Source organism: Helicobacter acinonychis (assembly GCF_900461455.1).
Classification (GTDB): domain Bacteria; phylum Campylobacterota; class Campylobacteria; order Campylobacterales; family Helicobacteraceae; genus Helicobacter; species Helicobacter acinonychis.
Genome location: NZ_UGIA01000001.1, coordinates 161830 through 174206 on the forward strand (window position 1 = coordinate 161830; position 12377 = coordinate 174206).

General features: G+C 38.0%; 11 protein-coding genes, 1 tRNA gene and 2 pseudogenes. 3 read left to right on the plus strand and 11 right to left on the minus strand.

Annotation, left to right across the window (positions count from 1 at the left end; genetic code table 11):
- Nucleotides 1-2 precede the first annotated feature (2 nt).
- From hemA to DYI00_RS00735, 8 genes are all read right to left on the minus strand, one after another.
- Nucleotides 3-1346 (minus strand): glutamyl-tRNA reductase, encoded by a 1344-nt coding sequence (gene hemA / locus DYI00_RS00700; RefSeq protein ID WP_011578203.1) that lies wholly within the window; start codon nt 1344-1346, stop codon nt 3-5.
- The gene (locus tag DYI00_RS00705) at nt 1346-2269 is read right to left on the minus strand and encodes a polyprenyl synthetase family protein (protein ID WP_011578202.1); all 924 of its coding nucleotides are present in this window, start codon (nt 2267-2269) and stop codon (nt 1346-1348) included. Before DYI00_RS00705 ends, hemA begins: the two co-directional genes overlap by 1 nt.
- A gap of 9 nt (nt 2270-2278) precedes the next feature.
- A complete protein-coding gene (locus tag DYI00_RS00710) occupies nt 2279-2674 on the minus strand; it encodes a hypothetical protein (protein ID WP_041600222.1) in 396 nt (131 codons plus the stop codon).
- Nucleotides 2667-2951: a DUF2018 family protein gene (locus DYI00_RS00715; protein ID WP_011578200.1), complete on the minus strand. Its 285-nt coding sequence runs from the start codon at nt 2949-2951 to the stop codon at nt 2667-2669. Before DYI00_RS00715 ends, DYI00_RS00710 begins: the two co-directional genes overlap by 8 nt.
- A gap of 17 nt (nt 2952-2968) precedes the next feature.
- Complete coding sequence (gene dps / locus DYI00_RS00720; RefSeq protein ID WP_011578199.1) at nt 2969-3403, minus strand: DNA starvation/stationary phase protection protein; 435 nt, start codon at nt 3401-3403, stop codon at nt 2969-2971.
- A 392-nt stretch (nt 3404-3795) separates the two neighbouring features.
- Entirely contained in the window at nt 3796-4923 is a 1128-nt protein-coding gene (gene flgS / locus DYI00_RS00725; protein ID WP_104687660.1) for an acid survival sensor histidine kinase, read from the minus strand.
- Nucleotides 4920-5237, minus strand: a complete 318-nt coding sequence (locus tag DYI00_RS00730; protein ID WP_011578197.1) for a hypothetical protein — start codon at nt 5235-5237, stop codon at nt 4920-4922. The genes flgS and DYI00_RS00730 overlap by 4 nt, the downstream gene beginning before the upstream one ends.
- A complete protein-coding gene (locus DYI00_RS00735; RefSeq protein ID WP_011578196.1) occupies nt 5234-6259 on the minus strand; it encodes a flagellar basal body P-ring protein FlgI in 1026 nt (341 codons plus the stop codon). The genes DYI00_RS00730 and DYI00_RS00735 overlap by 4 nt, the downstream gene beginning before the upstream one ends.
- A 174-nt stretch (nt 6260-6433) precedes the next feature.
- Here DYI00_RS00735 and DYI00_RS00740 point away from each other — a divergent pair, with 174 nt between their 5' ends.
- Genes DYI00_RS00740 through DYI00_RS00750 form a run of 3 tightly spaced genes read left to right on the plus strand, consistent with a single transcriptional unit; the run spans nt 6434 to nt 9577 of the window.
- Nucleotides 6434-7918: a DEAD/DEAH box helicase gene (locus DYI00_RS00740; RefSeq protein ID WP_011578195.1), complete on the plus strand. Its 1485-nt coding sequence runs from the start codon at nt 6434-6436 to the stop codon at nt 7916-7918.
- A gap of 18 nt (nt 7919-7936) precedes the next feature.
- Nucleotides 7937-9031 (plus strand): prohibitin family protein, encoded by a 1095-nt coding sequence (locus DYI00_RS00745; protein ID WP_011578194.1) that lies wholly within the window; start codon nt 7937-7939, stop codon nt 9029-9031.
- Nucleotides 9032-9037: 6 nt separating this feature from the next.
- Complete coding sequence (locus tag DYI00_RS00750) at nt 9038-9577, plus strand: DUF2393 family protein (RefSeq protein ID WP_011578193.1); 540 nt, start codon at nt 9038-9040, stop codon at nt 9575-9577.
- A gap of 148 nt (nt 9578-9725) precedes the next feature.
- Here the strand turns inward: DYI00_RS00750 and DYI00_RS00755 are convergent.
- The 3 genes and pseudogenes from DYI00_RS00755 to DYI00_RS00765 all read right to left on the minus strand — a co-directional run.
- A pseudogene (locus tag DYI00_RS00755) lies at nt 9726-11053 on the minus strand (ATP-binding cassette domain-containing protein); the annotation flags it as partial.
- Nucleotides 11048-12036 (minus strand): annotated as a pseudogene (locus DYI00_RS08665) (ABC transporter permease subunit); the annotation flags it as partial. The pseudogenes DYI00_RS00755 and DYI00_RS08665, both read right to left, overlap by 6 nt.
- A 141-nt stretch (nt 12037-12177) precedes the next feature.
- Nucleotides 12178-12253, minus strand: a tRNA-Ala gene (locus DYI00_RS00765).
- Nucleotides 12254-12377 lie beyond the last annotated feature (124 nt).

Below are 12377 nucleotides of genomic sequence, written 5' to 3' on the forward strand. Positions count from 1 at the left end.
TTTTATTCCTCGTAATATTCGCATTTATAGAGATTCAAATTTTGAGCATGATTAGTGCTGGATTTGTCTAAATTAAACAAGTTTTTAATCGTGCCCACAAGCACATCGGATTCTTCTTTTTGGGCGTTCTTTTTTAAAGCGATGGTAGGGTGGTGCAAAAAGGCGTTAAAAGCATTGTGCAAGATCTTTTCAATATTGCTTTCATATTCTTTAGGCACATAGCGTTTTTTTACCGCTTTTTGCAATTCCTTTTGGGCTGAAATCCTAGCTAATTCCCTTAAATCTTTAATCAAAGGCTCTACCTCTAAGCTTTGGATCCATTGGTAAAATTCCATCGTAGCAAGCCCTACAATTTCATAAGCTTTCATCCGGCTCTCTTGCCTGTTTTCCACATTTTCCCTCACCATAGGCTCTAAATCATCAACGCTGTATAAAAAAATATTATTGAATATCGGCTTTTCAATATTTCTTGGCACGGCTAAATCAAACCAAAAACGCCTAAAAATCGTTTCTTTTACCATGCAATTTTGCACGATAAAGTTCGGCGAAGAAGTGGCACAAAAGAGCAATTCGTATGCATTGATATAAGCGTTTAAATTTTCTATGTTTTGAAAGCTCACCTTTTTAGGCTCTTCTAATTCTTTTAAAAAATCTTCAAATTTAGCCGCATTACGCCCTAAAACTAGCACTTCAAATTGCTTATTTAAAAGGTGTTTGATGACCAATTGAGACATCTCGCCAAGCCCTATCACAAGGGCTTTTTTATCCTCAATCTTTTCTTTTTCAAAAATACTAAGCGCTTCCTTGACCGCCACTGAAGAGATTGAAACCCCTTGCTTGGAAATGCCGGTTAAATTACGCACTTTAGCGGCGCATTTGAAAGCAAAATGGAGCAATCGGGTTAAATCTTTGGAGCAAAATTTCTCTTCAAAAGCGAATTTATAGGCGTTTTTCATTTGCCCTGTGATTTGAGTTTCCCCCACCACAAGACTATCCAAACTACTGCACACGCTAAAGACATGATGGACTGCACTTTCATCGGTGCTCATTAAAACGCATTTTTCTAAATCAGACACGCTCATTTTTTTATTTTGGGCTAGGATTTTTAATAAGGCATTTTTTTGCTCATCAGCGTGAGTGTTATGTTTCAAGCTCGCATAGATTTCAAAGCGATTGCATGTGGATAAGACCATGCATTCTTTGATATTGGGGCAATAATTTTTGATGGTTTGTAAAAATTCTTTAAGTATTGCGGGCGAATTGATAGCGAGTTTTTCTCGCATTTCTAAGCTCATGCTTTTATGCGTAAAGGCTAGGATGAAATATTTTGTGGTTTCTAACTCCATTAAAAAGTCCTGTAAATGACATCTTGCGCTAGTTTTTCTAAAATAAGATTGTTTTCCCCTTCAATGACTTCAAGGGCTTTGTTAGAATAAACTTGAGCGATTTTAAGGGTTTCTTCTATGATAGCATATTGCTTGAATTTTTCCTTAGTCCATTCTATGATTTCATCGCTATCTTGTTTGAAATAAGAAATTAAAAGCCCTTGCTCGCTCTTATTTAGTTTTTCATATAAAAGCAAGTAGGGTAGAGTGGTCTTGCCTTCTTTAAAATCGCTAAAATTGGGCTTACCCAGAGTTGTTGCGTTTTGAGTAATATCCAATAAATCATCAATGATTTGAAACGCCATGCCAAAATTCAATCCAAAATTCGCATAAATTTTCGCGTCTTTGTTTAAAAGAATCGCCATGCTTTTCAAACTCGCTTCCATAAAATGGGCGGTCTTGTCCTCTAAAATACGCCAATATTTTTGTTTGTCGCTATTAAAACTTTCCCCCACAAACACATCTTCAATCTCGCCTCTAGAGAGCCTTAAAACCGCATTAGAGAGAATCTGGGCGATCAAATTCTCCATTTTAGATAATTCAAAAAAGGCTTTAGAATAAAACACATCCCCAAGCATCACGGCGTTAAAATTACCAAAAAGAGCGTTAATGCTAGGGAGCTTTCGGCGCATGGTCGCCTTATCAATCACATCATCATGCAATAAAGAAGCGGTTTGTATCATTTCCACGATCGCACACAAATTGAACGCTTTATCCAAAATGATAGCGTCTATTTTTGTATCCAATAAAGCGAGCATGAGTTTGGAGCGCAACATCTTTGAAGGACCAATATGAGAAAACAATTCATCTATAAAACCGCTTTCTATTTCTTTGATCCAAGAAGCGATTTTATTTTGAATGGCTTGAAGTTGTTGTTCTTGCATGCAAATTCCTTAAGGCTCTTTAGGGGAAAAAACAAGGGGCATGGGGGCTAAAAGCCTTAAAGTGGCTTTATCTTTTTTAAAGTCTTTAAACACAAGTGACAGAGTGCTGTTAGAAGAAAATTTTTCTTCAAAAACCTTGAGATTGTAGGTGTTTCTTGCATGATCGGTGTATAAAATAAATTGGTAAGGGAAATGGTTAAAACGCATGTTGATGACTAAACCTTTATTTGCATATAGCGTCCAATAGAGCGTTATTTCTTTGGTTTGTTGGTTTGAAGTGTCTTTGATAACCGCTCTAAACACTTCATCTTTTTTTAATTCTAACGCTTTATCTATCCCATAATCAAGCCCAAACGCCTTTAAAAAAACAAGAAATATCAAGCCATAGCGGATAAGCTTACTCATTCCCACTAAGAATGTTCGCCATGGATTGGATCGCAAAGTCCGTTTTTTTGCCCTCTACTGTTTGCTGCAACGCTTCATCAATTCTCAACGCTTTAGCAAAAGATTCAAACTTTTCTTCTATGTTTTCTTTTTCTATAAAAGCTTCTAAAAGAGCCAAAAGCTCTAAAAGTCTTTCTAGCTCCTTTTTAGAAAGCTTTCTGCTCGCATGAAAAACAATGTCATTCCACTTATCTAAAGGGTTTCCTTCAAAAATTTCAAGCTCGCTGTAATCCCTCATGCTTACCTCATAGTTGCTTAAGCCAAATGGGCTTCTAGCATCCAAATGGATTTTTGCAACTTGGCTAATTGATCATCCGCATAAGTCACAGTGACTTTATCACCTTCTTTTTCAGCGGTGTCGGAGAGAGTTTTAAACTCTTTTTCTAGGTGTTTGTAATCGGCTAGAATTTCTTTAAAAATATCTTTAGAATGGAAACTTGTTTTAGTTTCTTCTTTGATGCGAGTGAGTTTGAGCGCTTCAGATAAAGTCACTAAAGGGTGGTGCCCTAATTGAACTATCCTTTCAGCGAGATCATCAAACATGCCCGCAAATTCTTCATAAATTTCTTCAGTGGCTTTATGCACATTGAAAAAATCAGTGCCTTTGACATTCCAATGGAAGTTATGCACTTTCATAAATAACACGATTGCATCCGCTTGTAAATGTTTTAAGATTTCAAATGTTTTCATCAAAAGTCCTTTTTTTTAAATTTAACTTAGGTTTTTATTTTTCATAAAAACCTTGAGTGCTATCCTACACCAAAAGAGTTAATGAAACATTTTTTTGATCTTATTTTTGTTAAATATTGATAATAGAATTTTAAAAATGCTCAAAAGCATTTTTTTAAAATAAACATTTAAAAGAGCTTGATGATAATCAAGCGATAGCTATTAAAAAAGCGGTCTTCTTGGGTTAGGGGGTTTTAAGAAGGGGGGTTAAGGGGGGCACTATCGCAAAATGTTCCCCTATCTCCTTAAGAAAATGAGTTTTGTTTATAAACAAAGTAACCAAAATCCCATTTTGTAAAAAATAAAAAGTTTTGGTTGTCAGCGTCTGATTAAAACAGAAATTTATTTATCAATTAAGAAGCGTTAAGGATCTTAATTTCAAAGGTTTTTTCTCGATTTTCTAACAGCATAATGCTCCCTTCATGGGCTTTAACGACTTGCAAAGATAGGGCTAACCCTAAGCCATTACCCTTTAATTTAGTGGTTTCAAAAGGCTCAAACAAAGCACTTTTATTTTCCACTTCCTTACCATTATCAATAATGGTAAAGACAATAAATTCATTTTGAATGAACGCTTTAATCTTCACTTGCCCCTGTTCGCTCTCTTCTAAGGCTTCAATCGCATCAATTGCATTATACAAGAAGTTTTGTAACACAATCCCCATTAAATCAAAGTCAAAAAACCCTTCCTCATCGCTAAAATGAAAAATAAAATCAATATCTTTGGAGTAAGTGTAGCAATTTAGGGCTTCTTTGAGATCGCTTTCTAACACCTTTAAACTTTGCTTGGTGCGGTTGGCTTGAATGCCTTTGGAAAAAAGCAAGGTGGCTTTAATGATTCTTTCTACGCGCCATAAAGCTTTTTGCAATTCCACAACAATGGGCTTAGTCTTTTCGTTCGCATGCTTTAATAACACCGAAGCTAAAAGAGAGATAGAGCCTACAGGGTTTCTGATCTCATGGGCTAAATGCGCTGAGATTTTTCCCATAGAAGCGAGCCGTTCTTGGCGTTTTTGAGCGCTAATATCGGTTGCGGTGATGATTTGCTTGCCTTGAATACTGTTTTGCTGGACTAAATAGCTTTTATTTTCATGTTCAATTTCAGTGTTAAAATTTTCTAATTTAGCCTTATTAAACACCTCATGGCTTTGATTGGCTAAAGAATTTTTATAAAAAAAGCTCCCATTTTCATTCATCACCCAAATGGCTTGCGGTAAAATCTCTATGACCCATTCATAAAGCGCTTTATAATCTTTAAACTCCTTTTCTACCCTGTAGCTTTGCAAAATAAATTGGTTTAAAAGCTCCAATAATTCTTGCATGTCTTTTTTGTTGGAAAAATTTTCTAACAAATCTTCGCTCTCTTTGGGTTTAAAATTTTCTAAAAGGATCGTGTTATTTTCCTTTTTCAATAACCCCTTGAAAGAAGAAGCCTTATAGCGCTTCAAATGAGAGATTTTTAAGCGCTTGGATTTTTTCATGGTTTTTGTTTTTCTTGCTCTTTTAAGAAGTTAAACAGCATTTCGCTATAACCAAAATTTCCGCTCAATTCTTTAGAAAGCGTGTCCTTATACATAGAGGCGTAAATCTCATCGCCCGGGGCTTTAGGATACAAGGGGTTATCCATTTTCATGGCGGCATCTAGCATGAATTTTAAAAGCAGTGCTTCAAAAGAATCGGTTTGCTCTTTGAGGAGTTTGTCGTTTTTAGTTTTTGCTAACGCATTCAATTTCTCTTCACTCGCTAGTTTAGAAACATTGTATTGCTCTAGCATGGCTTTATTGTTGTTTATCATAGTATCTCCATTTCAGCGCTAATCGCGCCGCTTTTTTTCAGGGCTTGCAAGATTGAAACTATCCCTTTAGCGCTCACGCCAATTTTTTGTAAGGCTTTCATCACCCCAGCGATGGTGATATTTTTACCATTAGAACTCAGCGTGTTGTGAGCGGTATCTAAAGACATGCTGTCTAAATCTTGCACGTTTTTAGAGTCATTTAATGGCTCTTTAGTGATTTTAAGCGTGATGTCTTGGCTTGTAACCACTATTGGGTGCACAATTATATCCACTCCTGAAACAATCGTGCCTGATTTTTCATCTACAATGATCTTATTTTTCGCACTGTAATTGATGGGGATTTCTTGCACTATGGCTAAAAACTCCACCATAGAAAAACGCTCTGGGCGAGTGATTTGAATGGTTTTTGGATCTAACGCCATGGCTATTCTTTTATTAAACACCTTGTTCAAAGCGTTTTGCACTTGGATAGCGTTTTTAAAATTAGGGTTTTTCAAGCTTAAAACCATGGCGTTTTTGTGGAATAAATCATACGAAACCTCCCTTTCAATAGTCGCCCCATTGATGATATTGGCTGAGAGCAAATTATTGGAATTGCCTGAAGTGATTGATCCTTGAGCGAGAGCGTAAATATTCCCATCTACCGCATTTAAAGGGGTCATCACTAAAGTCCCCCCCTGAATGGATTTCGCATCGCCGATAGAAGAAATGTGAATATCAATTTTATCGCCCTGTCTTGCAAAGGGGGGTAAGGAGGCCGTAATCATCACTGCAGCGACATTTTTAGATTTAATATCATCAGCAGAAATTTTGACATTCACGCTCTCTAGCATGTTAGAAATGGATTGCATGGTGAATTTTGAGCCGGATTTATCCCCCGTGCCATTTAAGCCAATCACAAGCCCATAACCAATCAGCTGGTTATCCCTTACACCCACCACGCTCGCTATATCGCCTATTTTTTCGGCTAAAAGCTTGTGAAAGGCTAATACAAAAATAAGCCACAAAAACACCTGTTTCAATAAAACCCTTTCTTAAATTTCACTAAAACTATTTTAGCATAAGCTTTTTATAAAAACTTTAATCCTAATTGCGTGCATTTTTATGCTATACTCAAAAATCTTATAAACTAAAGATTATAAGCTTTTATTAGCTTTTTAAGTTTCAAATTAATTTAATATTAAGGTCAATCCCCCATGGAATTTGTTCATGATGATTCACAACTCCCCATAGAAATTGATGACGACGCTTACCGTAAGCCTAGTTTCAATGATTTAGGCTTAAAAGAATCGGTTTTAAAATCCGTTTATGAAGCCGGCTTCACTTCCCCAAGCCCCATTCAAGAAAAGGCCATTCCTGCCGTTTTACAAGGTAGAGATGTTATCGCACAAGCCCAAACAGGCACAGGAAAAACCGCCGCTTTCGCTCTGCCTATCATCAATAATCTTAAAAACAACCACACCATAGAAGCCTTAGTGATCACGCCCACTAGAGAATTGGCTATGCAAATTAGCGATGAGATCTTCAAATTAGGCAAACACACCAAGACTAAAACCGTGTGCGTGTATGGAGGGCAGAGCGTTAAAAAACAATGCGAATTTATTAAGAAAAACCCCCAAGTGATGATCGCCACGCCAGGAAGATTATTGGATCATTTAAAAAACGATCGCATCCATAAATTTGTGCCTAAAGTGGTCGTTCTAGATGAAAGCGATGAAATGCTAGATATGGGGTTTTTAGATGATATTGAAGAGATTTTTGACTATCTCCCTAGTGAAGCACAGATCTTGCTTTTTTCAGCCACGATGCCAGAGCCGATTAAAAAACTAGCGGATAAGATTTTAGAAAACCCCATTAAAATCCATATCGCCCCTTCTAATATCACAAACACTGATATTACCCAACGCTTTTATGTGATCAACGAGCATGAAAGATCTGAAGCGATCATGCACCTTTTAGACACCCAAGCACCAGAAAAAAGCATTGTTTTCACGCGCACCAAAAAAGAGGCCGATGAATTGCACCAATTCCTTATTTCCAAAAATTACAAAAGCACCGCCTTGCATGGGGATATGGATCAAAGGGATCGGCGTGCTTCTATCATGGCGTTTAAAAAAAATGACGCTGATGTGTTGGTGGCTACGGATGTGGCGAGCCGTGGGCTAGACATTAGCGGTGTAAGCCATGTGTTCAATTACCACTTACCCCTAAACACTGAGAGTTATATCCATCGCATTGGAAGAACTGGGCGAGCGGGCAAAAAAGGCATGGCGATCACTTTAGTTACGCCTTTAGAATACAAAGAGCTTTTACGCATGCAAAAAGAAATTGATTCAGAAATTGAGCTTTTTGAAATCCCCACCATTAACGAAAATCAGATCATCAAAACCTTACATGGTGCTAAAGTGTCTGAAGGGGTTATTAGCCTTTATGAACAGCTTACCGAAATTTTTGAACCCTCTCAACTGATCTTAAAACTTTTGAGTTTGCAGTTTGAAACCAACAAAATTGGCTTAAACCAACAAGAGATTGATGCGATTCAAAACCCTAAAGAAAGAGTGCCAAAACCCCCACATAAAAAAACGCACAAAACTGAGCAAGCACACTCTTTCAAAAAGAGTCGCCACAGAGACAAATACCCTAAAACGAATCGTTATTCTAAAAAACCCAAACGCCATTAAATTTAAAAAAGGAAACTCATGCCCATTGATTTGAACGAGCATTTAAAAAAGAAAAATTCTCAAAGACCCCCAAACAACCCCACGCCTGATGGATCTAATAATGGAGGGCGTTTCACTCCGCCGTCTAATTCCTTTGGCTCTAAAAAAATATCGGTTTTGATTGTCCTTGTCCTTTTGGGCGTTATCGCTTTTTTAGCCAAGCCTTTTGAAGTGATTAGCTCAGGAGAAATTGGCATTAAAATCACCGCTGGGAAATACGAACCCACCCCCTTGCAGCCGGGAATCCACTTTTTTGTGCCTATCATTCAAGACATTCTCATTGTAGATACAAGAATTAGGAATATCAATTTCTCACGCACCGAAGACATGGGCGTGGCCGGTAAAAATCAAGGGATTTTTAGAAACGACGCTATTAATGTGATGGATAGTAGGGGTTTGACCGTTTCTATTGAACTCACCGTGCAATACCGCCTAAATCCTCAAACCACCCCCCAAACGATCGCCACTTATGGCTTGTCTTGGGAGCAAAAAATCATCAATCCTGTGGTGCGCGATGTGGTACGCTCTGTCGTGGGGCGCTATCCGGCTGAAGATTTACCTATTAAGCGCAACGAGATCGCCGCTCTTATCAATAGTGGTATCAATAAAGAAGTCTCCAAACTCCCTAACGCCCCTGTGGAATTAAGCTCTATCCAATTGAGAGAAATCGTTTTGCCCACTAAAATTAAAGAGCAAATTGAAAAAGTCCAAATCGCGCGCCAAGAATCAGAGAGGGTGAAATACGAGGTGGAACGCTCCAAGCAAGAAGCCCAAAAACAAGCCGCTTTAGCTAAAGGGGAGGCGGACGCTAATAGGATTAAGGCTCAGGGTGTGGCAGATGCGATCGTGATTGAAGCTAAGGCAAAATCTCAAGCCAATTTAAGCATTTCACAGAGTTTGAGCGACAAGCTTTTGAGACTGCGCCAAATTGAAGTTCAAGGTCAGTTTAATGAAGCGTTAAAAACGAATAATAACGCCCAGATCATGCTCACTCCAGGTGGGGCTGTGCCTAATATTTGGATTGACACTAAAAGTAAGGTTAAATCTAGTATTGCTGAGACTAAAGAGCCTTAAAAACGCATGGTGTCTCTTGCCTTTGTCCAAGCTTTTTTGGAGTCTTTTAAGGGTTTTTTGAGCCAAGCGACTTTAATTAGCGTTTTAACAGCGAGCGTTTTGATCCTTTTTTGTGCAATTTTGCTCCTTTTGGCTTTGCTTTTAAAAAACCGCTTGGTCAGTTATATAGTGGCAGTAGCTTTTTTGGGTGCGTTTTTAAGCATGCCTTTTGTCTTACAATTTTTACTCACTCAAGCGATTTACCCCATAGAAACACGCATTTTACACGCTAACCCCCTAAATTATAGCAACGCCTTTTCTTTGCAAGTGGAAGTCAAAAACAATTCCAAATTCAGTTTAAACAAATGCTTTTTACGCTTAGAAGTTCTTAAAAACCCTCATAATTTTGTTGAAGAGCGGGCTTTTAAATTGTTTGTCAAAAAAAGCTATACCAAAACTTTTAAAGAAAAGATCTTGCCTAAAGAATCCAAGGTGTTTTCATTTTTTATTGACAACTACCCTTATTTAAAAACAGCCCCTTATCAAGTTTCTTTGTTTTGTTTGTAGAAATTGAAAAATCTAATCAATGCGGTCTTTGTGGGTTAGGAGAATTAAAATACCCCCTTATGAGTTTTGTTTATAAACAAAGTAGTCAAAAACCCATTTTAAAAACTAAAATAAGGTTTTGAGCGTAGCGTTTCATTGAAACAAAACCCTAAAGCCTAGATTCTAACAAACGCTTGGTATAATCGTGTTTGGGGTTTTCAAACACTTCTTTAATGGTGCTTGTTTCTACGACTTTCCCCTCACTTATCACTAGCGCTTTATCGCAAAAAGTTTTGATCACATCCAAATCGTGGCTAATAAACAAATCGCTCAAGTCTTGTTTTTCTTGCAAATTCAACAATAATTCCAGCACGCTTTTTTGAATGCTTTTATCCAAAGAGGAAGTGGGCTCATCTAAAAGAATGATTTTAGGTTTTAAAGCAATCGCTCTAGCGATCGCCACTCTTTGGCACTCCCCACCACTCAATTCATAAGCGTAAAAATTGATCAGTTTTGGGTTTAAGTGCACTTATTCTAAACGAAGTTTGGCTAAATTATGCCATTCTTCTTTGGAAGCTTTAGGGTAAGCAAAGCACAAAGCCTCAGTTAAAATGCTTTGGATGCTTAAGCGAGGGTTTAATGAAGCGTAAGGGTCTTGAAATACCATTTGCAAGATCCTGCGGTAGGGTTTGAACGCTTTGGAGTTTAAAGACCCCATGCTTTCGCCTAAAATCTTTTCTTCACCGCTGTTTAAAGCGAGCTTTAAAAGCCCTAGTGCCAAAGAGATTTTTCCGCTCTCGCTTCTACCGATGATACCGATATTTTCTTTAGCTTTGAGAGAAAAATCCACTGAAGCGATAAGGGGCTTTTTTAAAGAAGTCCTAAAAAAAGCGTTTTTGCAAATAATAAACGCTAAAATCCTTCACCTCTAAAAGCGTCTCATCTAACGCCTTTAATTTTTTAGCAGGCAAGTTTGAGGCTTGGAGCGGGAGTTTTGGATATTCGTGCTTGGGGTTACTGAAAAGCTCTTAGTCAGATTAGTTTCTACGAGTTCGCCTTTTTTCAACACATAAACCCTATCGGCTAAGCGTTTGACCGCACTCAAATCATGGTTAATGAATAAAAGGGCGATGTTTTTCTCCATGCTTAATTGCTTGAGCAAGTCTAAAATCTGGTTTTGGATTTGTGCATCTAGGGCGGTGGTAGGTTCATCGCAAATGAGCAGTTTGGGTGCGTTAATAATGCCCATAGCGATACACACCCTTTGGCGTTGGTCTCCGCCAGCTGGACTTGTTTCATGGCGTTTAAAACTTCTTGTTTTAAAAGCGTTTTTGCGGTGCAAAAATAAGCTTCACTCATTTGCTTGCCGATTTTATGCAAAGGATTTAGGCTAGATAGGGGGTCTTGAGCGATATAAACGATCGCATTGCCCCTTAAATCTTGCATAAACGCTTCGCTTCCTTGTAAAAGGTTGGTTTTTTCAAACAACACTTCGCCAATGAACACCAAAACAGAAAGCAACAAGCTAATCGCCACAAACGCAACGATGGCTAAATGAGGCGTGGTGAGGTGGTGAGGTTGTTTTTGCCTTGATTGACTAATTCGCCCAAACTCGCGCTCACTATAGGCATGCCAAAACCCAAGAAATCTAAAGACACTAAAGTGGAAATACTAGCCGCCATTAAAAACGGCACATAAGTGATCGTCGCCACTAAAGCGTTGGGTAAGACATGGAAAAAATGATTTTTAAATCATTCACCCCAAGCACTCTAGCGGCTTTGGTGGAGTTCATATTCCTTGCTTTTAAAAACTCCGTGCACACGACTTGAGAAAGCCCCATCCAGCTAAAAAGCAAGACTAAAAATAAAATGATCCAAAAATTAGAATTGAACGCACTAGAAATCACAATGAGTAAAAAAGCATATGGATCGTGCTCCAAATCTCGCTCAACCTTTGCCCCAATAAACCCACTAACCCTCCATAATACCCTTGAAACGCCCCCAAACTCACGCCGATGATAATGCTAAAAAGCGTGAGTAAAATCCCAAACACTAAAGAAACACGATAGCCATAAACTAGCCTTGCTAACACATCTCTAGCCTGATCGTCTGTGCCTAAAAGGTGTTTGAAGCTTGGGGGTTTGGGGTAGGCGAGTCTAAATCCATAATGATCGCATCATAGCTATAAGGGATGAGTGCATGGATAATGAAAGCGTCTTTTAAAAGTGTGTTTTTCACATAAGCATCGTTATAATCCGTAGGGGTGAAAAAATTGCCTCCAAACTCCACTACCGCATAGTCTTTAAACATGGGGAAATACGCCTTATTATCCTTATAGATAAATAAGGGGTACTCACTCACCCACAAGGGGACTCAAAGAGAAAGCACTAACAAAGCGATAAAAAGATAGAGCGAAAAAACCGCTCGCTTATTCTTTTTAAAACTAAGAATACGCATTTTAAACAAACTATTTACGCTCAAACTCCCTAAAACAATTTTTAAGATTATAATCAATTATTAAGTAATACTAGCAAAAAACACTCAAAGCGCTTTTTAAGATGGATAGCAAAAAGAGATTGTGTAACAAGCGATAATTTTAAAAGAGCAATTTTGAGAGAATAATGGTGGAGTGTAGGGGGTTCGAACCCCTGACCTCAACGCTGCCAGCGTTGCACTCTCCCAACTGAGCTAACACCCCACTTAAAAAGCGAGAATAAAAAAGCAGACAAGATTTAAGAGAAAGACGATTATAGCATTTTGTGTAAAAAATGTCAATTTCATGCTTTTTTGAAACGCTTGCTTAAGAGCAAACTAAGAATGAT

Bases quoted from the DNA above. Each gene is read 5' to 3' on its own strand.
- DYI00_RS00715 (WP_011578200.1), bottom strand. From the start codon at position 2,951: ATGAGGGATTACAGCGAGCTTGAAATTTTTGAAGGAAACCCTTTAGAT.
- DYI00_RS00745 (WP_011578194.1), top strand. From the start codon at position 7,937: ATGCCCATTGATTTGAACGAGCATTTAAAAAAGAAAAATTCTCAAAGA.
- hemA (WP_011578203.1), bottom strand. From the start codon at position 1,346: ATGGAGTTAGAAACCACAAAATATTTCATCCTAGCCTTTACGCATAAA.
- flgS (WP_104687660.1), bottom strand. From the start codon at position 4,923: ATGAAAAAATCCAAGCGCTTAAAAATCTCTCATTTGAAGCGCTATAAG.
- DYI00_RS00740 (WP_011578195.1), top strand. From the start codon at position 6,434: ATGGAATTTGTTCATGATGATTCACAACTCCCCATAGAAATTGATGAC.
- dps (WP_011578199.1), bottom strand. From the start codon at position 3,403: ATGAAAACATTTGAAATCTTAAAACATTTACAAGCGGATGCAATCGTG.
- DYI00_RS00750 (WP_011578193.1), top strand. From the start codon at position 9,038: ATGGTGTCTCTTGCCTTTGTCCAAGCTTTTTTGGAGTCTTTTAAGGGT.
- DYI00_RS00710 (WP_041600222.1), bottom strand. From the start codon at position 2,674: ATGAGTAAGCTTATCCGCTATGGCTTGATATTTCTTGTTTTTTTAAAG.
- DYI00_RS00730 (WP_011578197.1), bottom strand. From the start codon at position 5,237: ATGATAAACAACAATAAAGCCATGCTAGAGCAATACAATGTTTCTAAA.
- DYI00_RS00705 (WP_011578202.1), bottom strand. From the start codon at position 2,269: ATGCAAGAACAACAACTTCAAGCCATTCAAAATAAAATCGCTTCTTGG.